This window comes from Paenibacillus ehimensis NBRC 15659 (assembly GCF_004000785.1).
Taxonomy (GTDB): Bacteria; Bacillota; Bacilli; order Paenibacillales; family NBRC-103111; genus Paenibacillus_G; species Paenibacillus_G ehimensis.
In genome coordinates this window covers 49,312-75,390 of record NZ_BILX01000007.1, presented here as the reverse complement: position 1 = coordinate 75,390, position 26,079 = coordinate 49,312, and the positions used below count along the sequence as shown (strand labels likewise).

The following is a 26,079-nucleotide window of genomic DNA, read 5'->3' as shown; positions in this document are numbered from 1 at the left end:
TTAAAGTTCACCTAAACCTAGTTTTAATAAATCTGTAGGTTTTTTGAGTTTATTACCATGTGCTGCTAACCTTCCAATACCCCTATGTAAGTGTAGTCTGAATTGTTTAGCAAGAACAGCCGGATCAGTACCTAACCCATCATCCAGACACCGCTGAATAATAAGGGCTTCATAAATATCTTGGTACTCCCCACCGAATACCTGCCAAGTCATTTCAACGTTGCTATCCGCCGGATGTTCAATTTCCGTTGGGGGAGTCGGTTCCCTTAGTGAAAGACACAAGGCCCAACGACATAATATATTCCACTGTTGAATGCCAGTTCTAGCCTTTATTCGAATTAATTGCTCTTTGGCTTTGTTAGAAAGTGTTATTTGTTTTACAATCATACTACTGTCTCCAAGTCATTGGTAAATTGCAAGTAACCTTCCGATATTTGCGTAGCCTGAATAGTCTCGTCATAAGTTAAAAGATATTTTTTACCTACATGCGGCAAAAGAATTTGAAGATATTTCCCCTCAATCTCAGTGTCTGTAGAAAGAACAATTACCTGATGACTCGCATTTGGTAGGTATTTCTCCACAAAGTTAATCCTATGAAATGAGTCGAGCCTGCCCATGGGAGTATCAATCACTACAGGCAATGTTTTACCAGATGCTTTTGCTAATCCCCATAGAATAGCTAAAGCTAGCATTTGTCTTTCACCGCTGGATAGTTTAAACTTCGGTATTTCTATACTATTGATATCATATAATCTTATCTTAAAATCATCACAGTCTACATTAACTTTTGCTACAAGACTATTTTTGTGAGTTAAAATATTAAATGCTTCATAGATATAATTAGCTAATCTTTCTACCTTCTGCTCAGTTATTCGATCTCGAAAAACCCTCATGTTCAACTGAGTGTGGATAGCATATTTAATTATGCGTTCAGACTCGTCCGCTTCAGCCTTTAGTGTACTCAGCTTAATCACTTTAGTTCTTGCTTTATCTTGTTCCAATTTCAGGCGCTTCAGTTCCTCATCTATATCAGATATCGCCTTAGTAAATTCATTAATCTTTAGCTCAATATCTTTTTGTTGGGTTAATAAATCCTTAAGAACATCGATATCAGGATCGGATGGAGTATTTTCTTCTATTTGAAAAAGTTCATATTCTATATCTTCATACTCTCTTATGATATTCATTACTTGTTCTTTGTCGGATTCAAGTATGTCAAATATGTTAGCAAATTGATTTGACATGGTTAGTCCAACTGGGAATAATGGAGGTTCACTTGCTCTTTTCTCAACTCCACCTATTTTCGAAAAGATTAATTGCTGCATTTTAACCTTATCTTCGTTATCGATTCTTAGCTCATTAATACCTGACATAATCTCTTCTGAGATTTCCTTTAACAAGGATAACGATGTTTTCGCTTGATTATTTATCAAATCTCGTTTTGCAGTCTCACGAACTTTTCTGAGTTGTTCTTCTACAAGCGTTAAGGGGAAAGCTCCGGCAATTATTGAACCAATACTGATTTTAATTTCATCCAATTCTTTATTTAATTCGCCGCGGCGGATGTAGAGCTTTTCTTGATTCTCATAATACCCCCCACCCGCTTCAAAATAAGTTCTTTTTAATTGTTCTAATTGTTGCTTGAGGTAATGAACTTTTGAATTAAAACTGCTCTTCTCTTGAATTAAATTATTATACTTAATTTCTAACGATTGTAAGTAATCATTTACTTGAAGCAACTCATTCTTAAGGTCAATATTTTCTAACGAAGTTTTTTTCCTTTTAATCATAAGATCTAAATCTTTTATAAGCCTATCAATTGTTTCTATACCAAGGAGTGATTGTATAGCTTTCTTCAATGATTCAACTGTTTCGTCAGATTCCGCCAAGGTACTAATTCGTTCACCATCAAAGAAGAAAAGTTCCGCAATTGCTGATGGCACGAGTTCCTCTACATAGCTATCCCAATTCTCAGCTAAATAAGGATCCTCTCGTTCATTGAGCCATACCTGAAAAAAATCTACTACTCGAACATTTTTTTTGCCCCAAGAACGCCTTAACTTAATAATGGTCGTCGAATTATCCAAAGGAATCTCGATTTCAAGTTCTACCCAACTTTCTGTCTGACTAATGCCCCGACCATGAATTATTTCCGCTAAGTAATTGGAATAACTCCTACCACTTTCTCTTACTTTTGGAGATCGACTTCCGTAGAAGGCCAGCAATAGGGCTTCAAGGATACTTGTCTTACCTCTACCATTGAGTCCCCCAATTAATGTTATTACTTCACCCTCTCCACTGATATTCTTATGGGCTAGGATGATTTTCTGCTCTCCAGCATATACCCCAAAATTGTATAATTTTATCGACTTAATAATCATCTTCTGGCTCCGTTTCCAAGTAACTAGCTAGGTCATCTGGATCATCATTCTCTCGAAGACCAACTTGACTTAATTTATAGGCTAATGCATCTTGAGCATCCTCATAAAAACATCTCTTAATATGTTTTTCGATTTCATTAAGTACTGCCTTTCGTCCCCTTAAAGTGGTATGTTGCTCTTCCATCAGTAAAAGTGACGAATGTAAATCCATAGCCACATGATTCCCTTGGGTTATTTCCTCAAGAATATTCCACTCTTCTTTTCCAAACGAACTGTATTTTTCACTAAAAGTCCATTGTTCACCTGTAACTTCTTCATAAATCCTGGGTAATGTGTCATCAAATTCCGCTTTATCCTTAACCCATATCCTTTGAATATGTTTTAGTTCCTCGATTGATATTAGCTCAAGCCCCTCCATTTCCGGGGGCATCAAACGACGAACTTCTTGTTGAACTTCAAGTAACCGTCTTAACAAATGCTCTCGGTGTTTTTTTATGTAGGGACCAGGAGTAACATCTGTTCCGCTTTTCTTTAGAGTAATAGCTCCGCCCTTTCTTCTAAAATCTCTCTTATCATGGTCATCTATTCTACCGTTTTCATCTAATTTTCCAATTTCCTCATTTCGAAATTTTAGCAGGGGTTCCATCCATGCTTTTTCATCATCGTTCTGAATCATTGCCTCCATAGACTTATCAGAGGAAACTAACGTACAAACCCAACAGCCAAACCTGCTGTTACCACAGCTTGGAGTAGATGTATCAACCACCAATGGACATTCATTATCACTCGTTGCTTCTCTATACATAGCCATTAGATCTTTATTGGAGATACCCCAAGGATTAGAATGTTGCATGAGATATAACCAGACGTCATCACTCGTCCAATCCTCAATGGGGGAGAATACCCATGAATTTTGCAAACTACCATTTGGACTCAACCATTCTCTTATTCTATGTTTTTCATATTTATTCATTGTACCAGCTCTTCTTGTACTTTCCGCTTTACGAGTTCCTAATACCAATATTGTTTCACCAAAATCCTTTACAATATCAGTTGTAAATTTGTTAGAAGGATCAATTTTTAGTCGGCTAGTGCACCATCTGAATGATGGACGTGGTGCAGGATATCCCTTGCCAATAAGATTAACCCAGAAAGAATCTGATACATCAGGGGTTAATCTATGAGGAGTGATAGGTAACCCATTCTCAATAGCGCTTTTTTTCATTTGTTTTAGAGAATTGTTAACCCAGGCCGCAACAATTGGCTGTTCAACTAGAGTGTCTGTACTTATTACATGTATAGCCTTGTGGTTTCTTTTTTCTTCCGGTAATGATTTAACTGCATTCCAAACCAGTTGCAAAGTTGCAGTAGAATCCTTTCCTCCACTGTAACCAACTATCCAAGGAATTTGATCAGATAAATACAGATCTTGAATTCGTTCGTTTATTTCCTGTAAGTATTCTTTATTAATTTTTATTCTAGTTGCCATAGTAATACCTCCAATAATCCGCTACATCATAATTGACCTTTCTGCTTCTTCTTCCTCAGGAGATAGTGAAAGTCCAATAATGTTCTTTAGCGCACTGGTTAATAAAACTAAATTATTTCGCGAGAAAGAGATCTTACCACCTATGGTAACACGTCCTTCCCATTGTTTATTGCCTCGGTACCAATCAACTGATTGTAGTTTAATTAGTTTATCTATCCAGGTCTCAGGGTACTGTTCCAAAAGAGAATTTCCTACCTTGCCCAATGCCACTAACGTAATAGCATGAGCATTGATATAGTCTTTTCTTAATTCAAAGGCTTTGATTGTTCCCTCTTTTACATTAATCCATTCTTTAATATGTTTACCGACTTCATTCCAATATCTGAAAGATATTTCTTTAAGATCATCATAGGGCTTTTCAAGACGATTATTGATTAGCTCACTTGTCGCACGATAAATGCCACTTAACGTAAAGAGTTTTGTCGAACGATTAGATATCGTTGTTTTCTCTAATTCCGTAAGTCCCTCAAACAGATCAAGTTCAATTGATAGTTGCCTAGCAATTTCTGCAATTGGATCTCTATAATCATAGAGAATATTAAGAGAACCAGAAGGTCGTATTGCATACCGATTGAGATCTGCAAACATCTGTTGTGATCTTTTCAATCCCTCGTCAAGAAAGAAAACAACAGAAATTGTTTCATCACCAAGTTCTGGTTTTTTTCTTAAAGCCACTTCGATGGCAGCTCGTCTATGCTGTCCGTCGTTTATTACTATCTTTGATGACATAGGGATTTTTATAAATCCAATGTTGTAATTTGTAGGATCATCAGAAATAGGCACAAAATCAACAAGACCATCTATTGAAGCCGTAAGTGCTGAAAATACATAATCAGAAGAATTATTAACAAGATATTCTGCTATTTCTGGTACTCGGGATTTGTTTAGAACTCGTTGTGATCTTACAGTTGGCTCAATATCTTCCTCGTCAAAGAGGAATATTCTTGGTATAAGTTTTAAAGGACACATAGTTATGTAATATTCACGTCCGGCTTGAATACCACGAATAGTTGGAAACGTATAAAACATTGGGAGATGCTGTTGCATGTCTATGCCTCCGCGTTTGGAAGTTTGTTTCACTGGTTTGGAAGTTTGTTTTTTTAATTGTACCTTAAATGTCTAAAAGCGGTCAACAAATAAAAAGATGCCCATCGAGAGCATCTTTTGAGCATTATTTAATTATTGATGAATAATTCCCAAAAAGCTTTATCCCTCATTAAGATCGGTTGATTGCCAATTCCCTTCACTACGCTGTGATGCTTTTCTAATTTTTTTATTTGTCCCATAATATTGTCTTCTTCTGATTTTGACTGTGTGTTGAAAATCATTTTAATCTCTTTGCTACTTAATTCCGAAACATTGTGAATAACCCAGGTTAAAATATAATTAGCATAGTCATTGTCACTTGTTGAGAAGTGACTTAGGAATTGTGTAGATAGAATAGTTCCAACACCAAATTCTCTTCCCTCTTTTAGGATTTTTTTAATCGATTTAAAATCCTTGCTTAAGAAATTATCAGCTTCATCAACTAAGATCATCCGGGTAATTTCTCTAATATTACCTTGTATTCTACTGTGTCCTGACATTTGCATCTGACTATAAAAGACGTCCAACGTAATGGCTACTACTAGATTCTGAATACTTTCGTTGTAACCGGAAAGATTAATTACAGTTATTCCCTCAATTAAATCGAATAATGGAATTGTTTTTGAAGCATCCGGCTCAAACACTTCTGTATCATAAAGTTCTTTAAGCGCCGCGTATAAACTATCTATTTTTAATCCGTCTTTCTGTACAAAAAGTTCAAATAAATCTGAGAAGGTAGGAGCTTGTTTATTCCAAGTACTTGAATCAGCCTTTAAGATACCCTTATTGACGTAAGCTTCCATTATTAAATCTTTTAAGGTTATGGTTTGCACGGTTCCTAAATTAAATGCTGTGCTAATTGTATCTGTAAGAGTGCTGCTGGTATGCATTGGTAATAATGGTTTAATAGGTTGGGTTACAAACAAAGACAAGGGATTATATGGTAAATGATATAGTTCATATACATTTGCTCCTGTTGCTTGAACAAAATCATCTTTAATATAATCGCCTTTATAGTCAAAAATCAGTATTTTAATAGGTGTTCCATACAGATTGTATTTTGAGTTATTTTTCAATTGGGTCACTAAAGATTTAGTAAACTGAGTTTTCCCGGTCCCCATCGTTCCTATAATGCCAGTATTAGTATGCATAACTTTATCTGTTGAAGTAGGCATCCACTTAACTTCACTACCGTTGACATTATTCGTCCCGAAGACTATTTCTAATGGGATTGACCCTTCAGCCACCTTTGGAATTTCGTTATTTTGTGTAGGTTGGTATTCATATTTCTTGCCAAGTTCAGTCGGTTCAATTTTTCCTCCCCCAACCGGTTGGTAACTTTTTGTTAAGAGTAAATTTTTATCAATACTACTATTTCCAAAATGCAACGCTTGCTTCAATCCCTCTATTGGCATTGCTAAAAAATCATATCCGCTTTTTTCAGGATAGTTAATATACATTACATTATCAATCTTCTTTGCTTCAGCAAAAAAGACATCCTGTTTAAAAGAAATAACCATTCCCGTGCCAATTACATCCTTTAAATCGCTCGATACAACATAATCATCATTTAGAAGCTTTTCTTGAGTTACATGATTAATTACACTTTCCCATTCTTGTTCTGGCCATACATTATATATTTTCATTTTTTCAATACTCGACAAAGCTAGTTGCATGAAAAAATTACGGTATATCTTTGCAGCAGGAGTAGTAGCTTCACTTAAAAATTCATATAAGAGTCGGTAAGTTTCTTTCACTTGAGAGATAGCTTTAACTTGCACTGCTCCATTATTCATACCGATTTTTACTTCAATCGGACAGTAATGCACTTTTATTTTATCTTCGTTCACTTCTATGCCAATAAATAGCAAATCATCGCTATAGGAACCATACTGCCTTAAGTTTTTAGCAGAGAATAAACCTTCAGCTTGTTTTAGACCGGTACCACCAGAAATTCTCAATACTTCCTCCATCGAAATAGGTACCCAAAGAATAGCTGAATGCCAAAGGAATGCAAGTCCTAACTTTACTGCAGAAAGGATGCTAATTTTTTCTTTAGGAAAATAATTATTTTGGGCCAACAATCTAAGCAACCAATTTCCATTAAGTGCATTAAAAAGGTTAATAATATCTGTTGTTGAATCTTCCGTAATAGTTACACCTTGAAATTTTAAAAATTCTTGTATTAATACTTGGTATTGTTTAGATCGTCTTGTAACAGTTATAGCATCTAAGCCATTCGATGTTGTATATTGATCACTATAGTGAATAACCAATAGGTCTTTATTTTTTGAATCATTTTTAAAAAAACTTAAATCAACGCGCGGCTCTACAAATGTAACCCAATGGGTGGACTCATACACTCGATCTAATACTTGTTTCTCTTTCGAAGAGATTGCGGTCACAATTGCTGTATCTTCCTGATAACTGTATAAATTTCGTGATATTCTTAACAAAGCATTCATCTTTGGAATCAGTCTATGAAGTAAGCTATATTCACTAGGGAAAGATTTTGTACCGAACCCAGTCAAATAATTACCATTAATGAAAACAGAGGGTATGCCTGAACTAAGGCCCATGAGAGATACCCCAGTTGGAATATCTGCCATCTTACAATCAGCAATTTGCTCTATTTTTTTCATTTGGTAGAAAGTTAAGTGACTATATTCATACCGTTCTAAATTAACATCCTTCGAAAAGAAAGATACTTTCTCAAGAAATATATTTAAAATCTCTTCCGGTAAATAATCATCTACAGATAACCTTAAATCAAACCTATTTTCAATATCATCTACATTATAAGTTTCTGCAATCTCTTCAAAAGCATTTCGGGTCTGGGCTTCAGAATAAATATTAATAGTAATTGGAGTTAGATCGTCTTTACTCACTTTCTTTCTTAGTTGCCTTTTATAAAATTCAAATATGCCTTGTAAAACCTCACGACAATCACCCATGTTTACTACATTAAGTTTTAATGGAGATCTTTTGTCAGTATCAAACAAGTATTTGAAATGATCGAAGAATTCTTCAACTTTTTCATATACTAATTTATTCACGAATATTCTATTGCCTTCATATCTAGGTAAATTATAGTCAACATAAGTATTCCACTCTAGGGAATCTGCCTGTTCAATCGCTTTATAAAGCTTATTGTTTTCAAATCGAACATGCGGAACCAAGAATGTCCCTCGTAATGTTTTTAGTAATTCGTCAGGAATTTCATTACCCTTTAGAAATTTATTAACTTCTAATTGATATGCCAAATTGACAGGATGCAATGGACTAAATAACCACTCTCTTTCTCCACCTAATCTATCAATAGTTCCGACAAGACCAATATTACGATAAGATTCGCTCAGCTGACCATTTTCTAATTTACTCAATTCGCTTATAAAACTGAGAATATAACTTTCAGCAAGTTCTTTATATTCTGCTTCAAGATAAGCCAAGCTCGGTAACAAGTTATTATTTTTAAAGTAATACTTTAGTTTGTTATACGCTTCTTTAATAGTATCGGGGACATCAATATCTTCACTGTATAGTCCATCTACTGATTCTTTAAAATAAAAACCATCTGAATTAATAATTTGGTATTCACGTTCAAGGTTCTTCTTAAAGTCCCCTTGTGCAAATGTTTCCCTTGTTCCAAGAACGATCTTCATCTTATCGTTATCAAGTTTATAATAAAAATGTTCTTGCCTATGTATTTTAGTTTTCCACACATTATACCCAGTAATTGGTGCAGGGCGTTCAATTATATCTTGTAATGCAAAGGGTATCCTTGAGTCGTTTTTGATAATATCAAAACGAAGTATTTCTTCCTCATTATCATTTTCTAACGCTTTGTTGATTGTGATTTGCTCACCTTCGGCCGCGGCAATTACCGGTATCGTTTTACCATCTATGTTTACATAAATTCCATCATGGTCTTCTGATGGATTTATAACGATTTCATTTTCTTCCGTATTGATTAATAAATAAGAATCTTTTCCTGCAGCTACAGAGTATTTCGTTTGGATACCTTTTAAGAAATGCTCGTCCACCTCAACTACTGCTATACGAAAATCGAATTTACTTGAAGTGTCTGTTTTATAGGTTAACCTACAAAATTTACTTGAACCTTGCTCTGTCTTTAGCTTTACTTTTAATTTTTTTCCGTAAGTTTCGGTCGATACTCCAATTACCTTATTGACCAATTGAGTGTATTTATTATTCAAATTATCATTAAAATGAAATTCAAGACTTATTTCCGCTTTTTTTTCCGGGTTAAAGACTATGATATTTCTAATCTTTTGCTTAGATTTACTCTCTCCTTCTGGACGCTCCCAATAAATTAGCCCTTCCTGTGTTCTTTTTTTGGTGCTTTCAATATATTCAAGTCCCTTATCATTTTGCTTGTTTTGATAAGAGGTTAAAACATCACTAAATTCAGACTCCGACCAAGTTGAAGATGAAAGAATTTCAACCCCTTCATCATCAAAGTATTTTTCAAGCTCAGAATCCAGACTTCCATTTTTATGACTAGTCTCAACTTTATTAAACAATTCATGGTTTAAGTTTAATCTTTCCTTAAATTGCTTATCATTTAAGGCAGCGACTAGCATATCATTGTCCCTAAAAAGACCGAAAGCATTGTAGTCACTATTAATAATTTGTGAACGGTTTAAAACACATAAAATATCCTCAAAATCGAATATAGAGGCTTGTTCATAGTAAGTCTTTTGAGATTTTCTATTTGTAATAACAAAATCAAGCGTCTTTTTTTCAACTTCACTTAATGAAGTATTCTTTAACAAAATTCTAATATCATTTTCAATTATCTTTAAGTGTAGTGGCATACCTTCTTTATAAAAAGAATCCATTCCATGGATTAGACTATCCAAACTGGAATTATGTAAAAGTAAAAACGCGGTGTTCTGCATACCAGAGGTTCCATTACCAACACTATTCCGCACACGAGTTAAATAATCAGGGGTAGCATCAATAGTAGAACCTACGATCAGCTTTACACCATAATAGTTCAAACAGAATGTTTTGTAGTTAATACTATTAATATTATCGTCTACAATCTCAAAAGGCTCAGAATTATCGAGATTCTTTAAATGTCTTAACAGTTCAAAAACTTGTTCTTCACGATCGAACGGAACATGGTATTTATCCCCGGGTAATAAAAGCGAACCAGAGAAATAACCATCTATTTTCTTCGCCAAGTATTCATAAAAAGGATTTAACATAAATTGCATCCCCACTATCACTTTTTTTCTCAATAATGTTGATCGCTTCAAAGTACTTTACGATATAATTTTGCGTATCCCTATCGAAGAGCACTCCTCTTTGTGCAAAACCCTCGAAAAGACTTTTAAGTCTTATTTTGGGTTCATTCTTAATTATCATCTTTGTAAAAAACAATAAATACTCCGCATTCATATTTAATGTACGCCCTAGACGTCCTCTTAATTTAATAAAGTTACGTTGACAGAAGGAAACAAACCACTCCTGATACCGATTGTATTGACTTTTACGAGAATTAACTTGATTAAACTGAAAATCTATCATTTTATAAAATTTATAAATTTGATCTTTGATCGAATCGTTGTAAATATTTTTATATTTAAATCCATCCCAATTCACGTCTTTTAACGCGCTAGAATATTCGTCCATCAATTTGTTTAATTGTCCTTCTAGCTGCTCACGTTCAAGTGAATTAATATCCCTTATCAATCTACTAATATCGTTATAAAAATAGACTTTACTTCCTTGGTTATGATGATTTAAAAACTCTAAACAGTTAATATGCGAGAATAAAGTTGATATTGGCGTTTCAAGAATCTTCCAACCCTTTTCATAGCTAATTCTATTGTGAGAAATACTTTCCCACTCTAGATTAAAGAATACAGGTACTATCTTTTGATCTTCATCATTCAAAAATCTTTGACACATTAAAGAGAATTGAGAAACATAAAAAAAATAATAATACTTTAATAACTTTTCAATATGATCAACAAACAAACTTGAATTACTCAATAACCAGACGAAATCTTTCATAAAGAGCATAGATATTTGAGGTAACACAGAGCTAAAAGTTTGTCCATCATTAATCCGGTATTCATCTAATTTCGGTAAAGCCTCAAAAATTAGTTTTGATAGAACATCATTCGGCTCAAAATTCATGCAAAATTTGTTATCATTCTTATTAGTATTATGAAAAAGTACATCGTAAAGAAAGTTAGCTAATTTTTTATTATCTGGATCTGAATTTAAGTATAAGAAAATATAAGGGTGAAAATGATAAAGCTGGTTATCATCTGTTAAAAAACATGATCTTACAATTCTTACAAAATAATCTTTGTGAACTTCATTATCAAATGAAACCCTCATTAACACCTTTTTTAGAGTTTCATCGAGATCAATCTGTGAAATTGGTTTCTTAGCTTCAATAAGTCGAAAAAATTCACCGATTACTTGGGAAAAATCTTTCAGTTTATTTTCATTAAACTTTGATGTATAAGGTAAAAATCTTGTCCTTTTATTTGGATTATGTCTAACACTACTTTCTGTGAATTTAAAATTAATTCTAATTTCAGAAAGATCCAACTGATAAGCCATATTCATACCACCGTAAATTTATATTTTTCGAAAAATTTATCATAATTTAATACATACTTTTCTCGATTCAATGAATGTATCTCTTCAACAAAAATTTCTTCTAATTGGTTCCCTAAGCATCCTAATTTATTGATAAAATCAACAAATTTAATGAACTGCAATTTATCATTTTTATTTGGACGGTAACCTTGTCTTATTCTCGAAATAAGATCATAAAGGGCATAATCTAAATCAACTTGTGCATAATTGTCAGAATTTTTCACTTTAAAACTGATACTTATATTTAATAAGAATTTGGACAATTCTTTTTTATGTTGTTCGGTTACTGACTTAATAAGATACGGTTCAATTTCAAGTTTTTGCAATGTTTTAAAATGGTTTTGTGGTTGTCCGATATTAATACTTATAAGATTACCGTAACCACCGCCGTCCCATTTATATATGGCTTCACGCATTTCTGTATTATATAATTTTGCTAACTGGCTGATATTCCCCTGATTTGACCAATAAAGATATTGTATAAAATCATCGAAAATCGGATCTTCATAAAAATCCCATTCATTCTTAGACATAAAATAAGACAAAAGGATGAATATCTTTCCTAAATGTACATTCAATTCAGGTTTACTTTGCTCAATCTTCTGTAACTCATCAATTTTTTCTTGAAAATATGGCAATGCATCAATATTGATATAGCGTGAAAAAACTTCCATTTTGCTTTGAACTGTTTTAAAATCAATTAATACTTGATCTATGAGCTCGCTTCGCAATAAACTTGGACTGAGTTTAACTAACGTATTTTGTATGTATGAACTATCAGGTTGAGAAAATACTAGGTATGGAAGTAAGTTCTCAGTATATTCATCAAAATGTATTTGTTCTATTTTTGCCTTAATAGACTCATCTGATAATGTTTCATAAGTAGGAGAAACAATAATACCATAAAGGAAATCCAAAAATGCCCTAGTTGATACAATAATTTTCTCCCTAACAATAGCTTTAATTATTAAATCAACAATTTTCTTCTTTATATCCGTTCGAGAAAGCAACTCGTAATTTTGTTTAATTGGACACTGCCTTGATACGGGACAATTTTTTAAACAATTCTCTTCATAACTTTTAAAAAATGGATTATCAACCTCAGGAGAGGTCAGCTTGTTAATCAAGCCTGATAAATAATCGGATTTAGTTCCGTTTTCAGTTAATTCGAACATATGATAATCGCTGAAATTAACGAACTGAAAATTACTATTCGGATCATATTCACTCGAAACATTGGATGATTCAAGTATTTTTTTAGATTCTACGTATTTATTTAGCCTTGAAAATCTTTTGCCCTGTTCTGAATCAATAAAGTTATTTAATGCCCCTAAGTTTATGGCAAGGATTGCTTTTTTTACTTCATTATTACTTTCAAGCCCCTCATCTGAGAAATGATCGAAGCACTCAGCTAAAGTCTCAATTGAAGTCTTTTGGGGATCAAAGCTCTCGGTAGCATCATTATGTAAGTAAAATTCTGAACTTAGAAACGTGTATTTATTCTTAAGAAAAGAAAGTGTATGTGATTTTCCATCACCAACACCGCCACAAACTAATATTAATTGCGATCTTTCAGACTGCCTGGATTTCAAAATTATTTTTTCTAACTCAGACTCTACAGGTCTAGGAATATGCATATATTGTTTAAAGGAATCAAACGATTCTAAATTATCTACGGCTTCCTTCGAAGATTGCTTACACTTTTTCAATATACTGACTAAGCAGTTCGAATGAACTTGGCGGCTCATTTCGCAGCCTCCTTAAACCAAAATTTTATAAATAAATAGATATGTTCTCTATTGATTTATTCGCCGATGTTACATATATTCCCTGCATAATATAAGAACTATTAACAAAAAGGTGTTGATTCGATTGAACGTTGATGAGATAAAAAGAAATTTAGAGGCCCTATACATCGACTATTATGATGGCCTGTATTCAGAGCGTCAACTCAAGTTCCTTCTAAAAAGGGCTTACAAAAAATACAACGTGCCTATTGATCAGTGGTCAGAATTGATACTTGAGGCTCAATGGAAGCATGCAACAGAAACGGATTACGGTCTTAAAAGAGCCCAATTAGCTAAGGAAAGTATGTTTCTTGATTAATCTTTTCGCAATTTTTGTAATAATAATTCTATATTATATATTTAGATAAATAAGCCGATGACGTATTGCCCACGTCATCGGCTTATTGTTTTTCAAACTAATGAGGAGATGATTCAAATGACAGCAAATGTTGAAAGTATGTTCTATGTGAGACAAGCCCCATGGCACGGACTTGGAAGACGTGTGGAAGAAGCACTTTGTTCCGAGGAGGCTTTACGGGAAGCTGGGTTAGATTGGAGGGTAATTCAGAAGCCAATTCAGACTGAAGACCAATTGGAGATTACAGGGTACAAAGCAAACATCCGGGCATCAGATAACCAAATACTGGGTGTTGTTACCGACCGTTATAAGATCGTACAAAATCATGAGGCTTTTGCCTTTACTGATGACCTGTTAGGTGAAGGAGTCCGGTACGAAACAGCCGGAAGCCTACAGAATGGTAAAAAAGTGTGGCTGCTTGCAAAATTGCCGGATAACTACATTATTTCAGGAGACCGCATCAGTCCGTATCTCGTTTTCTCCAATAGCCATGACGGAACGGGCAGCATCAAAGTCGCTATGACTCCGATTCGAGTGGTGTGCCAAAACACCCTTAATCTTGCCTTAAGCAATGCGAAAAGAATCTGGACAACGATTCATACCGGAGATATCAAATCCAAGCTGGATGAAGCCAAGAAAACGCTCCTGCTGGCTGAATTCTATATGGACAAATTAGGAGCAGAAGTGGATCGGTTAAATCGGATCAAGATTCCCGATCACAAAGTTATGGAATACATCGATATGCTTATCCCCATGCCAGACAATGCAACAAAGATTCAAGAAAAGAATATACAACATCTACGATCCGATATGAAACTCAGATATTTTGATGCTCCCGATCTTGCTCATGTTGGTAAGAATGGATACCGCTTCATCAATGCTGTATCAGATTTTGCCACACACGCTAAGCCGCTGAGAGAAACTGCGTCATTCAAAGAAAATCTGTTCATGCGTACAATGGAAGGAAACCCTTTGATCGACAAAGCATACGAACTCGTTTTAGCCTCTGCCTAATCGTTATCGATTACAGAGGCTAGTTTTTTAATGAGCCAACCTCACAACAGGATTGGCTCTTTTTGTTTGCTAAAAACCATTTATTTTAAAGCCACAAAGGAGATATGATCCCAAGATGAAAAATCGTCCTGCTGATCTAAAATCACTGTTAGCCTATTCGCTTCGTGAAAAGCCAGGAAGCTATATCGTTGAGGAAATTTTTCAGCGATTTCCTACATTTTCTGATCTTGTCGATGTGACCGAACAGGAGTTGCTTGCTATAGAAGGAATAGGAAAAGCAAAGGCTAGACAAATCGTGGCTACACTCAAACTCTCCCAAATCATCTCTGCCCCAACACCATCCATTAAAACCATTCGTTCTCCGATGGACGTATACAAACTGTTGGAACCAGACTTTAGGCATCTAAAACAAGAGCAGTTCGTTTGTCTGTTTCTTAATACGAAGAATGGTGTGATCGGAAAAGAAATCATTTCAATAGGCTCTCTAAACGCTAGTATCGTTCACCCAAGAGAAGTCTTTCGCCCTGCCATCAAACGAAGCTGTGCGTCCATTATTTGCGCTCATAATCATCCTAGCGGCAATCCAGAGCCCAGTCCCGAAGATATTGATATTACGAAGCGTTTGGTTGAGGCAGGAATCATTATTGGTATTGATGTGCTTGATCATGTCATATTCGGTGATTACAAATCCATCAGTTTAAAAGAACATGGGTTGATGTGATGCATTCATCAGCCCTCATTATTTTAGGGAGGAATACAGATGGCAACAGCTATGAAATTTCATGCAGACGTTTTTATTGAAACCGACAATTTAACTTATGAGCAATGGATCGACTTTCGTCGCCAAGGTATTGGCGGTTCAGATATCGCGGCGATCTGCGGTCTCTCTAAATGGCGTACTCCGCTTCACGTTTACTTGGAAAAGTTGGGAGAAGCACCGGAAAACCAAAAGAGCGAAGCCGCGGAATGGGGAACTCGACTTGAACCGCTTATTGCCGAAAAGTTTGCTAGTGAACATCCTGAATGGGCGATTACGGAGAAAAAAGTGATATACTGCCACCCCGAGCATCGCTGGGCATTAGGCAATCTTGACCGCATGATTATTTGCCCCAAACGCGGCCGCGGCATCTTGGAGATTAAAACCGCAAGCGAATATCTCCGTCATGATTGGGAAGATTTCCAAATTCCTGACTATTATTACGTACAACTGCAATGGTATCTCTATGTCTGTGGATTGGATTGGGGCTATTTCGCTACACTCATTGGCGGCAATAAGTATCGGGAGTATGAAGTATTTCGAGATGATGAATTGATCGGTCAGCTTGTGCGGCTAGCCGGTGACTTTTGGCATCATTACGTACTTGAAAGAAAATGCCCTCCTGTAGATGGTTCGGAAGCCTGTAAAACATTATTGAATCGCCTTTATCCCGAAGGGCGAAACAGTATTATTCTTCCATCAGAAGAAACTGATCGGGTGGAGACATATTTATCGCTCAAAATTCAATTGAAGCAGTTAGAAGAACATATTACAGGGATTGAAAATCATTTCAAATCCCTACTTGGCAATCATGAAATCGGAATTGCCGGAACGTACAAGATAAAGTGGGAGAATCGCAATCGGACCAGCGTGGACAGCAAACAACTGAAAGAACGCTATCCTTCTATCCATGAAGAATGTTCTAAACAAACGCATTTCCGACAATTTAGCATCAAAAAGGAGACAGTAAACCATGGCGGATGAAGCAATGAGTTTATTCGAACGCTTGAACGCCCCTTTCCCCTACTCTGAATATCAGTACGATAGTTTCGGAGATCGCTGCTACATTTCCGGCCAATCAGTAACAGAACGCTTAAACGAAGTGTTGGGAGTAGGCTTTTGGAAATATCAAGGGCTCTATGAAACCGAGAAGATCGTTCAAGAACCAAATGGTAAAAATCCACGGGTAAAAATCTATGTGGAATTTAGCTTTTATAATTCGGAGTTAAAAGAATGGATTACCTTTATCGATGTAGGTAGCGAACAAATCAAGCCAGGCATGAACGAGGGTGATGCCACAAAGAGTGCGCTGACTGATGCCATGAAAAAATGTGCTAGCCGCATTGGTGTGGGGAGCGACCTTTATAAAGGGATGATTACTTGGGACAAGCAACGACAGATGATTGTAGTTCCAGATCATTATCAACGATATTATCAAGAAAAAGGATGGGTTCCGAAATCAACCGATTCAATCCCTCAGCTATCCACTGACAAAAATCCTGCAACGAATCGCAAGAAAACAGAATTGACCCAAAAATTGAAGAATAAACCCTCTTCCCTACAGTCACAGATTCAAAACATATGGAAACAGTTGGCCGGCAATTTGGAAGGACTGGATGAATGGTATCAGAAAAAGCAACAAGAGCGCGTAACCGATCAGCAAATGCTGTCTATATTGCAAAAGAAACTACATGAGAGGAACAGTGCGGCGAGCGCATAATGGTTTGCATGATAAAAAACAATCAACGGCTGGAATTAATCTGGCCGTTGATTGTTTTTATTTTGAGGAAAAGGGGATAGACGATGTTTACGGGAACAAAATACATTACTCAAGGAATAAACGCTGAAATTCCTGCATTTTTACAAAACATCCTATGGTACATGATCGAAACGATGGAAGTCTCAGAAAAAGACTACCTTCAGGTTTTTCAGTTAAGCGATACTTTCGAGGAAGGCGTAATTAAGCAGAAGATCGTACATACCCAAGAACAGCCTCCTTATCGGAAGGAGTATGCCATTTGCACCAAACAAATCGTTACAACCAAGATTTATGTAATCGATGACAAAACCCACTGTACAATGCTCCTAGCAGACGAATATTAATGGACGGTCAGAATGCGCAGGATTACGAGATGAAATTATATATTATTCCTATAGACGTTATGCTAGATAACGGTCTTCGGGAGGAGGGAGGGAACATAGTTCCCGGATCATAGAACACTATTTTTAAGAATTTATTTCCCTTTATCACGAAAAATAAGAATTTGTTTGATGAGATTGTATACAGCCTCTTGTTCCGACTCGGTACGACCACTTAGTTGAAAGGCGATTTTCTCGATTACTTTTTGATTAATATTGACCAAATTAGGGTAATCGAAGCTAAATAGATCCTCCAATGTAACATTTAAAGCAGATGATATCTTGTCAAGAGTGTCAACTGTAGGGCTTTTCTGCCCTCGCTCCAGTTGCCCAACATATGATGGGGTTAGACCCGCTCTAAATGCAAGTTGTTCCTGACTGATATCCCTCTGTTGCCGAATAATCCGGATTCGTTCACCGACCTTTTGTGCAACTTTGCTCACATCCCCTCACCTCTAAGACAACGATAAAACTATAAAGGAATGCCAACAACGCACTATAGTTACTCATTTAAATATGTACTATTGTAATTGACACACTAACTTAGCCTCCATATAATCAAAATATGTGGAAAATTGTAGAATAATAAATATCAGGAGGGACTAGAAAGTGTATAAAAAGTGGTTCTTTATTTGCTCATTAATTGCAATTATCTTTTTCTCCGTAGTTGCCGGTTCATTAACTGGCGCAACTTTACTTCTTGGATTAGTAGTAGGCGCGTTATTATCCGCAACAATTGTTTCGACTAAATCAAAATTTGAAACAAACAAAAGACGAAATCAAAAGTATGCTTTATCTGAACCGATTAGTCTTGATAAGATGCTTGACCGGATTAACACGAACCTTAAGCATAAGTATTTTGTTGGAGCTAATATTGAGTCTGGAAGCGTAGTAGTTCGTACGAAAAAATGTAAATACAGATTAACCATTTCTGATTCAGAACTTACGATTTATGAGGAATTACAATCTGCTAAGATGGTTATGTATAAATTCCTGTTTCGGCCAGCTCCTCCAATTATCCTTGCTAACGAAGCAAGAACAATTATTCCACTTATTTATGATGCGATAAACAATTCGGAAGCTAAAACGGCAACAGCATCATAACAGAAAATAACTGAACCCATATTTAAGTGAGGAGATGCCGATTTGGAATTATATGTCGTAATTTCAGCTATATTTGGCTGGATGTTTATATCGAAGTTGCAAAGAAACATTGTCATCTTCACCACGATCTCAAATTACATAGTGGTCAAAGCAATCCTAGCTTTATTTACTGGATGGGCCGTTATGCCCTTCTATTTGATTTCATATGTCTTCAAATTCATTCGTTATATAACAAGAGGCTCCAGTTCAACAAAAGCATAAAAATGCAAACGATCTGAAATTTCGGAACGTCTATCTGGGAGAGGTAGTACCTCTCTCTTTTTTTGTTCGATTCCAAATTCGCTCAAATCCCGGACAAAAATTTTATTCAAATATCGCTATATGCAACTTAATTCATATGTTTTCTTTAAATTTATACCGAATATAGATAACCAAATATAATCAATAATGGTGAAACAAAAGCAACAATAATGTAATATAAAGAAAGGCTGGTGTAAGAATATGTTTCATGAATATGGTGATATTTTAACGGTTGATGATTTAATGGAAATGTTGCAATTAGGCCGTAACAGTGTGTATCGGCTGCTTAAAGACGGACATATAAAATCTATCAAAATGGGAAGAATACATCGTATACCTCGCGATCAAGTTATTGATTATATTATCCAAAAATGCAAATAAAACACTAAAAAAATTGTCAAAGGGAAGAAGCGCATTGGAAGTAAACGAATTTCTTTCTAATGAAAGTAGAACTCGCATCTTGAAGCAATTAAATCTTGAACACATAAATGATCCATTGGCAATTCACTCTAATCTCGCCAGGTTTGTTTATTGTAAGTGCCAACACCTTGTACCACACAAAATCTTAGAATTATTTCATCGAAAAGGATTGTTGGAGAACTTTATAAAGGATATTGAACAACACTTAGAGTTTAAATTTTCAATGGTAAATTTCGTAAATGAAGATAATAATAAAATAATTGAGCGCAATGATCATTACATTAAAGATTTAATAGTCACTATGGAAAACATTGAAGACAACTTTAAGTATAATAATACGGCTAGTAATTACCAAAAATACCTAAAAGATTTAATTCGTGTTGATTTAGGTTTGGGGTTGGTTGAAAAAGAAAGGACAGGTTTTCACAATCTCAAGAGGAATAATAAAGTTGAACAAGTTGCTGTGCCTGAATATTTGGCACCATTTATTTTTTTTATGACAATTAATCATGATATTCATTCGAATTTAAAAAAACATAATGTGAGCTCCCTTAATTACTTATCGAAAAAAATTGTCTCTTACCGAAAACTGATTAGTAACTACAAAGGATTACAACGTCTTATTTGCTTATACTACTTCGAAAAACAATATAATCTAGGACTGTGTAAGCAAATATTAATGTATTTAGACAATTTTGCCGAGAAGAACCGAAAAGATATAGCGAAAGTTTTAGGACTGGCAGCTCTACTTCCAAACATCAAGGGAAGGTTGACTTATATCAAAGTATTGGCAGAGAGCCGGTCGCTAATGAAACGTGACTTAGAGGACTTTGAGAATGAATCCTACTGGACTTACTATAATCAGGGAAGCCAAAGTGAAGACGAGCTATGGATGAACAGAACCATAGATATATTATTGCAGTTAGCTTTTATAACAATCCCAGTAATGGAAGTATGTTATTTTCATTTGCGTTATCAGTATGCATCCAAACCGAGTATTAAGAAATTCAACACAATATGTAATCGTGCTTTTAACTTAGCTCAAAAACTAACAGATAGTGAGGCAGAAAATTTTGAAATAGTGAATTCGGCTGCTCAAACTGTTAAAGCAATAGTTCACTTAGAAGACTTAATAAATGACATGAAATCCTCGGATAAAATAATCAACAATAAGAAATCTGGGTTAATCTATTTCGGGGATACAGCGTTTAGAGATCCGGATACACACTTGGAATTAGTAATCAACCATGCTGTTTCTGTCAAAAAGGATCTTTTCATTAAAGAAGCAAATATATTAATCTAAAGTTCCACTAAAAAGGCGTCGTTTTCTCTTTGGAGAAACGACGCCTTTTTTAGGTGCTTATTATACCACAAAACAAAGATAAAATCTAAATAAATTTTGAAATTTCGTTTACTTAGAGACAACGAGCTGATTTTTATATGATCAGGGTGTAAGGAAAAACACAAGATGATTGGAGAGGTTAAGAATGAATACAACATAAGACCAAAGCAAGAATGAACAAAACAAACGATTTCCGGCCTTCTCCTAATGGAAGGTGCAATTCAAGATAGCTCTTTGAAAACTGAATACAAAATATTATAAAAAGTGAGGCGGAAAATATGTTAGTTATTGCTGGAGATCTCAATTTATGGGTAGTTGATAACGAACATTTCGCTTTTCAGAGGAAAAAGCCGGATCGTAATGGTTTAACAATCGAATTCAGCCCCTTTTTTAAGGATGGAAGAGTATTGGCAAGTGTCACTGAGTTTTCTGAGTATTTAGCTAAAGCCAAAAAGAAACATCAACTATTTGGACCAAATGGTATGTTAATAAACTTCAGAGAAGGTCTCTACATCTGGGCCATGGAACAAAATTTAGTCATTCCATTTTGTGAAGTTGTAGTTCGTTCATAAGATAAAGAATTCGCAGCTACGTCAAACCAGAAACCTCTTTTGGTTAAGAGGTTTCTGGTTATAAAAATTACAAAACGACTGGAGAGGTTAATATGAATAAAAGTAACAACGAAAAAACACAGAAGTTAGTTCAGAAAGCATTGGACGGAAACGAAGATATTCAAGTTTTAATAGTGGAAAAAGACAAAAATTTCACTTTTATAGGTGGGGCTCGTGTTGACCCGTCAATCATGTTGATTTGTCATGTTAGTCCCGATAATCAAATGTGTTTTGGAAAAATCGGGGATAAATACTCTACCATCTCTAAGGATAATTCAGAAAGCAATATCATAAAAGTTGTACTCGACACAAGGAAAACAGATGATGTTAAATGCCATTATTATTATAACGATTACGAGACACTGTATCCAAATGAAATTGAAGAGAAAAGTGAAGGATTACTAATAGCTTACATCGAGAACGCTTCATTCTGCCAATTTTACCTATTTGATAATAGTCTAAATCAGAAATTTGTTAGTAGTTTCGCCAAAAATGCCAATTCGAAGCAACAATTACGGACTATTGCCTTTAGTTACATTAGCAAGCTTTACCCTACTATTCGAGAGTTAATTGGGTAAATAAAGCTGACTCAATTATTTATGACTATCGTATTGATCAACTATATCCGATTTGACATGGAGCCGCTGTGGGTATGATTTAATGCGAAGAAACGAAGCCCCATATGGCTTCGAAAAGCCAAATAGCCTATCATGCCCATCGCTCCAGCCCAAAAATCTGGGAAAACCGTTTAGGTGATTTTTTGGAGGCTATATATGGGAAAAAAAACTTGGAAATTGTCAATTGATGACTTGGCCAAGTACAAGTATGGAAAACCAAAACCAAGTTATCAACAAAAGCATTCTGCAGAAGATGACGAACCTTATAATTTATGGGGTGTCCCCTACGGGGAACCTTCAAAGGAATATCAAGATAAAAGTGATGCTGAAAGGGACGATAAGAGAACGACTTCAAATTTATTCGATGTTTCATATGGAGAACCCTCTAAGCACTATCAAGAACTAAATTGTGTTGAGAATGGCGAAGTAGACGCAGCTTCAAACTTGTTTCAAGTTCCTTACGGGGAACCATCAGATGAGTACCAGCAAAAGAACTTTAACGAAGTAGCGAGCAAGGTATCCCAGTTATTCAGTAAAGATGAGCTTATATCGATCATTAAAGAAATAGGAACCGGGATTTCTCAGGCAAAGGAAGCTGAAAATAGTGAACAACAAAAAGAGTCACATTACATCGATTACATCGTCTTTAAACAATTAATTCAAAAATACCATATTAGATGCTGTCAGGGCCGGTTTATTTATCTTTATACCGAAAGATACGGTTGTTACCATGAAATGCTTGATAGTGAACTAAAGGTTTTTATTCGTAAAAATGTATCTCCTGAGATCGACAGGCGATTAAATGACCATAAAATGAACGAAGTCATCAAGCGATTGCAAAGCTGTCCAGAGGTACAAGTTCATTATGAAGATTTTGATCGGCATGTCCACCTGATTAATTTCCTGAACGGAGTATATGACGTTCATCGGAATGAGGTCCTGCCACATAGCCCTGAGTTTATGTTCACGAGCTATATTAATGCTGAGTATGTTACAGAAAAGCGAATGGATACCACAGTAAGGGTTTACAAGGGTGAGGTCTTACAGGATTACGAGGGTAGCCACTTTATGAAATTAATCAATGATTCTACCCAAGGAAATCCACTCAAGATAAAAACTATCCGCCAAATGTTTGCCTATGTAATCAGTAATTATGTTCGAGCCAAAAAGTTCTTTATTCTTCTTGGAAAAGCACATTCTGGAAAAAGTTTGTTCGCCAATATTTTGATGGATCTTATTGGAAAAGAACATACTTCAGGTGTTCCGCTTCATGAATTGGGCGGGAAATTTCAGATAGCAGAGTTGTTTAACAAAAAGTTAAACCTCTCCCCGGAAATAGGTGAAGCGATGCTTAGTGGAACGGTTGAGAAAATCAAAGCACTTACTGGTGGCGATCTTGTTAAGGCTGAACGAAAAGGTGAACAGCCGTTCTTCTTCGTGAATAAGGCAAAACTCATTGCAGTTGGGAATACATTCCCGGAAATTACCAAACTTGACTCGGCACTTGTAGATCGTATGACTCTCATCATTTTTAATCAAAGCGTCGAGGAAAAAGATCGTGATAAAGGGTTATTCGAGAAGATTCAATCTGAAAAAAGTTTTATTGTTAGGTGGGCCTTAGAGGAATTACGAGAACTTGAAAGGAACGATTTTATTTTTACTGAATGTGGGGATGCACTCCAATTTAAGAAGCAGTTCAGCGAAAGTTTGGATAGTGTAGCCCAATTCTTTAAATATATGTGTGAGATAGATCCGAATAACAAGGAACTCAAGGCGCATAGAAAGCAATTATATTCAGCATATACCCAATTCTGCAAAGATAATTGTATAAAAGCATGCAGCCAAAGTGAATTTTTCGGAGAAGTCATTAAAATGGGCGTTAAAAAGGACAAATTCCGTATGAACGGTTCTAATGCATTAAGGGGATTTCGGGGAATAAAAGTAGAACCCCAGCCAATTAATGATAGTGAAAACAATATGGAATAAAAGTGACTTGTATGTCTACATTGTCTACGGTTGCGAAAAAAGCTTGATATTACTATCATTTTGGGGTTTTAAACGTAGACATCATTGTCTACATCTTGTCTACGAGCGTCTACATTGAAAAATCATTTATATATTATCCATTTGAAGGAGGAAAAGGATATGGAAAAAATCACTTTATCGGTTAAAGAAGCCGCAAAACTGACGGGTTTATCTACTACTACGATTTACAATATGTGTGCGGCTGGACAACTTCCGCACACGAAGGCAAGAAGTAGAATTTTACTATATCGACCAACCCTTGAAAAGTGGTTGGCTGGTGAATTGTCAGAATTGAAACAGGCTTAAAATTCCTACGTTTGCTCTCCCCCCTACTCTCAAAAAGTTAAAACCGACAAGCGGCAAGCGGATTAGTTCGCTTGCCGCTTGTGTAATTAGGCCATTTCTATTCGGACAATCCGAGAATACTACCAGTTTTATGATCTCCCCATCATTATTACGCGAGGAGGTAAATTGAAGATGAATTATAGCAAAAAAGCCCTTTGGCTTGCCTGCAACTCCGAATTTGGCGAACGGCTTGCAGAAATCACTAAGGAACATATTTCACTGGCGAAGGAACTGACCTTAAACGGAAAGTGCATGACTGCCAGAGACCGGGAAACCATTATGACCCACATTGAAACTTTGCGGCAAGAGCGGGATGGCATTATTTCTTTATTCGAAGAAAACAGGAGTGAAGCATAATGGCAAACTATCGTCAGCGCGGCAAAAACTCATGGGAACTTACCATCAGTCTTGGACGCGGTGTGGACGGCAAATACACCCGACGCACAAAAACAGTTACAGTAGAAGACGAGCGCATCTTACGAGCGCCCAAGCGTCTGGAAACGTATTTGGAGCAAGAATGGCTTAAATTCAAAGAAGAAGTCGAAGCTGGGAGCTATATAGCACCCGCAAAGCTAACATTTAGCCAATTTGTGGAGTTATGGAAAGAGAAATATGCGGACAATCAGCTCGAACGGAAAACCCTCTACTCGTATATGGTGAATCTGAATACTCGCATCTTGCCTGCATTCGGAAATTTGCAACTCGATCAAATAAAACCCCTGCACATTGTTGATTTTCTCGAATCGTTAGGGAAAGAGGGAAGCCGGAAAGACGATAAGGCAGGCGCTTTATCGTCCGGAACAATCCAAATGAATCACAGAGTATTGAAAAACATCTTCTCCCGAGCGGTTGAGTGGAAAGTCATCAAAGATAATCCAGCGGCGGAAGTGAAAAAGCCCAAAGTAACGTATAGACAAATTATTCCTTACGATGAAGAAGAGATAAGAGCCATGTTACAAGCCCTTCAGAAGGAGCCGTACCACTGGCGGATGATGATAACGCTCGCTTTGACCACAGGGATGAGGCGCGGCGAATTGCTTGGGCTGGAATGGAAGCATATTGACTGGAAGATTGGTGTTATAGACGTACAGCAAAGCGTTTCTATTTCTTTGAAAGGGGAAATCGTCGTAAAGGAGCCTAAGACAAAAAATTCCAAACGAAAAATTGCGCTTCCTCCCTCCGTGCTGGAGGAATTGCGAGATTATTACACTTATCGGGTTAAAGAGCGGAATAAGATTGGTGACGCATGGCAAGGAGGCGAATACTTCTTTGTATTCGCCCATGAGGACGGTAAACCATTTCACCACGAACGCCCTTACCTTTGGTTTCGGCAATTCATAAAAAAGAATGGTTTCCGGTATATCCGCTTCCACGATCTGCGACATACATCGGCAACGCTTCTCATTAATCAAGGCGTACATGCTAAGCTTATTTCAGAGCGGCTTGGACACGGCAGCATCACCACCACAATGAATATATACGGACATGCCCTTCGTTCAGCCGATCAAGCGGCTGCCGAGAAGTTCGAAAATCTGTTCACTTTGGATACCAAGCAAGCAGACAAAAAGACGTTGGGGTAATGTTCCCCCAGCGTCTTTT

General features: G+C 36.0%; 23 protein-coding genes. 15 read left to right on the top strand and 8 right to left on the bottom strand.

Annotated elements, in window-relative coordinates; all coding sequences use genetic code 11:
• From dndE to dptF, 7 genes are all read right to left on the bottom strand, one after another.
• Positions 1-387: a DNA sulfur modification protein DndE gene (dndE, locus tag PEH01S_RS06380; RefSeq protein ID WP_127484304.1), complete on the bottom strand. Its 387-nt coding sequence runs from the start codon at positions 385-387 to the stop codon at positions 1-3.
• On the bottom strand, positions 384-2,381 hold the full coding sequence (dndD, locus tag PEH01S_RS06375; RefSeq protein ID WP_127484303.1) for a DNA sulfur modification protein DndD: 1,998 nt from the start codon (positions 2,379-2,381) through the stop codon (positions 384-386). Before dndD ends, dndE begins: the two co-directional genes overlap by 4 nt.
• Complete coding sequence (gene dndC, locus PEH01S_RS06370) at positions 2,371-3,870, bottom strand: DNA phosphorothioation system sulfurtransferase DndC (protein WP_127484302.1); 1,500 nt, start codon at positions 3,868-3,870, stop codon at positions 2,371-2,373. Before dndC ends, dndD begins: the two co-directional genes overlap by 11 nt.
• Before the next feature lie 21 nt (positions 3,871-3,891).
• Positions 3,892-4,977: a DNA sulfur modification protein DndB gene (gene dndB, locus PEH01S_RS06365; protein ID WP_127484301.1), complete on the bottom strand. Its 1,086-nt coding sequence runs from the start codon at positions 4,975-4,977 to the stop codon at positions 3,892-3,894.
• A gap of 128 nt (positions 4,978-5,105) precedes the next feature.
• A complete protein-coding gene (dptH, locus tag PEH01S_RS35115; RefSeq protein ID WP_218032693.1) occupies positions 5,106-10,250 on the bottom strand; it encodes a DNA phosphorothioation-dependent restriction protein DptH in 5,145 nt (1,714 codons plus the stop codon).
• The gene (dptG, locus tag PEH01S_RS06355) at positions 10,231-11,622 is read right to left on the bottom strand and encodes a DNA phosphorothioation-dependent restriction protein DptG (RefSeq protein WP_164827702.1); all 1,392 of its coding nucleotides are present in this window, start codon (positions 11,620-11,622) and stop codon (positions 10,231-10,233) included. Before dptG ends, dptH begins: the two co-directional genes overlap by 20 nt.
• A 2-nt stretch (positions 11,623-11,624) precedes the next feature.
• On the bottom strand, positions 11,625-13,409 hold the full coding sequence (dptF, locus tag PEH01S_RS06350; RefSeq protein ID WP_127484298.1) for a DNA phosphorothioation-dependent restriction protein DptF: 1,785 nt from the start codon (positions 13,407-13,409) through the stop codon (positions 11,625-11,627).
• A 124-nt stretch (positions 13,410-13,533) separates the two neighbouring features.
• Between dptF and PEH01S_RS06345 the strand changes: the two genes are divergently transcribed.
• The 6 genes from PEH01S_RS06345 (at position 13,534) to PEH01S_RS06320 (ending at position 17,680) form a co-directional block, all read left to right on the top strand.
• A complete protein-coding gene (locus PEH01S_RS06345; protein WP_127484297.1) occupies positions 13,534-13,767 on the top strand; it encodes a hypothetical protein in 234 nt (77 codons plus the stop codon).
• Between the two features lie 117 nt (positions 13,768-13,884).
• Complete coding sequence (locus PEH01S_RS06340; protein ID WP_127484296.1) at positions 13,885-14,820, top strand: DUF932 domain-containing protein; 936 nt, start codon at positions 13,885-13,887, stop codon at positions 14,818-14,820.
• 115 nt (positions 14,821-14,935) lie between these two features.
• Positions 14,936-15,541 (top strand): RadC family protein, encoded by a 606-nt coding sequence (gene radC / locus PEH01S_RS06335; protein WP_127484295.1) that lies wholly within the window; start codon positions 14,936-14,938, stop codon positions 15,539-15,541.
• Between the two features lie 39 nt (positions 15,542-15,580).
• Positions 15,581-16,561 carry a YqaJ viral recombinase family nuclease gene (locus tag PEH01S_RS06330; RefSeq protein ID WP_127484294.1) on the top strand — a complete coding sequence of 327 codons (981 nt, stop codon included), beginning with the start codon at positions 15,581-15,583 and terminating at the stop codon, positions 16,559-16,561.
• Positions 16,551-17,297 carry a Rad52/Rad22 family DNA repair protein gene (locus PEH01S_RS06325; protein WP_127484293.1) on the top strand — a complete coding sequence of 249 codons (747 nt, stop codon included), beginning with the start codon at positions 16,551-16,553 and terminating at the stop codon, positions 17,295-17,297. The genes PEH01S_RS06330 and PEH01S_RS06325 overlap by 11 nt, the downstream gene beginning before the upstream one ends.
• Positions 17,298-17,380: 83 nt before the next feature.
• Positions 17,381-17,680, top strand: a complete 300-nt coding sequence (locus PEH01S_RS06320; protein ID WP_127484292.1) for a DUF960 family protein — start codon at positions 17,381-17,383, stop codon at positions 17,678-17,680.
• A 131-nt stretch (positions 17,681-17,811) separates the two neighbouring features.
• Here the strand turns inward: PEH01S_RS06320 and PEH01S_RS06315 are convergent, their stop codons facing one another.
• Complete coding sequence (locus PEH01S_RS06315) at positions 17,812-18,159, bottom strand: helix-turn-helix domain-containing protein (RefSeq protein WP_127484291.1); 348 nt, start codon at positions 18,157-18,159, stop codon at positions 17,812-17,814.
• A gap of 166 nt (positions 18,160-18,325) precedes the next feature.
• On the opposite strand from PEH01S_RS06315, the gene PEH01S_RS06310 reads away from it, so the two are divergent.
• The 9 genes from PEH01S_RS06310 (at position 18,326) to PEH01S_RS06270 (ending at position 26,060) form a co-directional block, all read left to right on the top strand.
• Positions 18,326-18,820 (top strand): hypothetical protein, encoded by a 495-nt coding sequence (locus PEH01S_RS06310; RefSeq protein WP_127484290.1) that lies wholly within the window; start codon positions 18,326-18,328, stop codon positions 18,818-18,820.
• A gap of 501 nt (positions 18,821-19,321) precedes the next feature.
• The gene (locus PEH01S_RS36110; RefSeq protein WP_127484289.1) at positions 19,322-19,501 is read left to right on the top strand and encodes a helix-turn-helix domain-containing protein; all 180 of its coding nucleotides are present in this window, start codon (positions 19,322-19,324) and stop codon (positions 19,499-19,501) included.
• A gap of 34 nt (positions 19,502-19,535) precedes the next feature.
• Positions 19,536-20,843, top strand: a complete 1,308-nt coding sequence (locus tag PEH01S_RS06300; RefSeq protein WP_127484288.1) for a hypothetical protein — start codon at positions 19,536-19,538, stop codon at positions 20,841-20,843.
• A gap of 317 nt (positions 20,844-21,160) precedes the next feature.
• Entirely contained in the window at positions 21,161-21,454 is a 294-nt protein-coding gene (locus PEH01S_RS06295; RefSeq protein WP_127484287.1) for a hypothetical protein, read from the top strand.
• Between the two features lie 92 nt (positions 21,455-21,546).
• Positions 21,547-22,071 (top strand): hypothetical protein, encoded by a 525-nt coding sequence (locus PEH01S_RS06290; protein ID WP_127484286.1) that lies wholly within the window; start codon positions 21,547-21,549, stop codon positions 22,069-22,071.
• Between the two features lie 195 nt (positions 22,072-22,266).
• Positions 22,267-24,096, top strand: a complete 1,830-nt coding sequence (locus PEH01S_RS06285) for a DNA primase family protein (protein WP_127484285.1) — start codon at positions 22,267-22,269, stop codon at positions 24,094-24,096.
• Positions 24,097-24,255: 159 nt separating this feature from the next.
• Positions 24,256-24,441, top strand: coding sequence for a helix-turn-helix domain-containing protein (locus tag PEH01S_RS06280; RefSeq protein WP_127484284.1), 186 nt, complete (start codon positions 24,256-24,258; stop codon positions 24,439-24,441).
• 171 nt (positions 24,442-24,612) lie between these two features.
• On the top strand, positions 24,613-24,837 hold the full coding sequence (locus tag PEH01S_RS06275; RefSeq protein WP_127484283.1) for a hypothetical protein: 225 nt from the start codon (positions 24,613-24,615) through the stop codon (positions 24,835-24,837).
• Positions 24,837-26,060 (top strand): site-specific integrase, encoded by a 1,224-nt coding sequence (locus PEH01S_RS06270; protein ID WP_127484282.1) that lies wholly within the window; start codon positions 24,837-24,839, stop codon positions 26,058-26,060. The genes PEH01S_RS06275 and PEH01S_RS06270 overlap by 1 nt, the downstream gene beginning before the upstream one ends.
• Positions 26,061-26,079: the final 19 nt, after the last annotated feature.

Coding starts and splice junctions, on each gene's coding strand:
- dptG (WP_164827702.1), bottom strand. CDS start 11,622: ATGGCTTATCAGTTGGATCTTTCTGAAATTAGAATTAATTTTAAATTC.
- dptH (WP_218032693.1), bottom strand. CDS start 10,250: ATGTTAAATCCTTTTTATGAATACTTGGCGAAGAAAATAGATGGTTAT.
- PEH01S_RS06280 (WP_127484284.1), top strand. CDS start 24,256: ATGGAAAAAATCACTTTATCGGTTAAAGAAGCCGCAAAACTGACGGGT.
- dndE (WP_127484304.1), bottom strand. CDS start 387: ATGATTGTAAAACAAATAACACTTTCTAACAAAGCCAAAGAGCAATTA.
- PEH01S_RS06340 (WP_127484296.1), top strand. CDS start 13,885: ATGACAGCAAATGTTGAAAGTATGTTCTATGTGAGACAAGCCCCATGG.
- PEH01S_RS06275 (WP_127484283.1), top strand. CDS start 24,613: ATGAATTATAGCAAAAAAGCCCTTTGGCTTGCCTGCAACTCCGAATTT.
- dptF (WP_127484298.1), bottom strand. CDS start 13,409: ATGAGCCGCCAAGTTCATTCGAACTGCTTAGTCAGTATATTGAAAAAG.
- radC (WP_127484295.1), top strand. CDS start 14,936: ATGAAAAATCGTCCTGCTGATCTAAAATCACTGTTAGCCTATTCGCTT.
- PEH01S_RS06270 (WP_127484282.1), top strand. CDS start 24,837: ATGGCAAACTATCGTCAGCGCGGCAAAAACTCATGGGAACTTACCATC.
- PEH01S_RS06290 (WP_127484286.1), top strand. CDS start 21,547: ATGAATAAAAGTAACAACGAAAAAACACAGAAGTTAGTTCAGAAAGCA.
- PEH01S_RS06295 (WP_127484287.1), top strand. CDS start 21,161: ATGTTAGTTATTGCTGGAGATCTCAATTTATGGGTAGTTGATAACGAA.
- dndD (WP_127484303.1), bottom strand. CDS start 2,381: ATGATTATTAAGTCGATAAAATTATACAATTTTGGGGTATATGCTGGA.
- PEH01S_RS06330 (WP_127484294.1), top strand. CDS start 15,581: ATGGCAACAGCTATGAAATTTCATGCAGACGTTTTTATTGAAACCGAC.
- PEH01S_RS06325 (WP_127484293.1), top strand. CDS start 16,551: ATGGCGGATGAAGCAATGAGTTTATTCGAACGCTTGAACGCCCCTTTC.
- PEH01S_RS06320 (WP_127484292.1), top strand. CDS start 17,381: ATGTTTACGGGAACAAAATACATTACTCAAGGAATAAACGCTGAAATT.
- dndB (WP_127484301.1), bottom strand. CDS start 4,977: ATGCAACAGCATCTCCCAATGTTTTATACGTTTCCAACTATTCGTGGT.
- dndC (WP_127484302.1), bottom strand. CDS start 3,870: ATGGCAACTAGAATAAAAATTAATAAAGAATACTTACAGGAAATAAAC.
- PEH01S_RS36110 (WP_127484289.1), top strand. CDS start 19,322: ATGTTTCATGAATATGGTGATATTTTAACGGTTGATGATTTAATGGAA.
- PEH01S_RS06285 (WP_127484285.1), top strand. CDS start 22,267: ATGGGAAAAAAAACTTGGAAATTGTCAATTGATGACTTGGCCAAGTAC.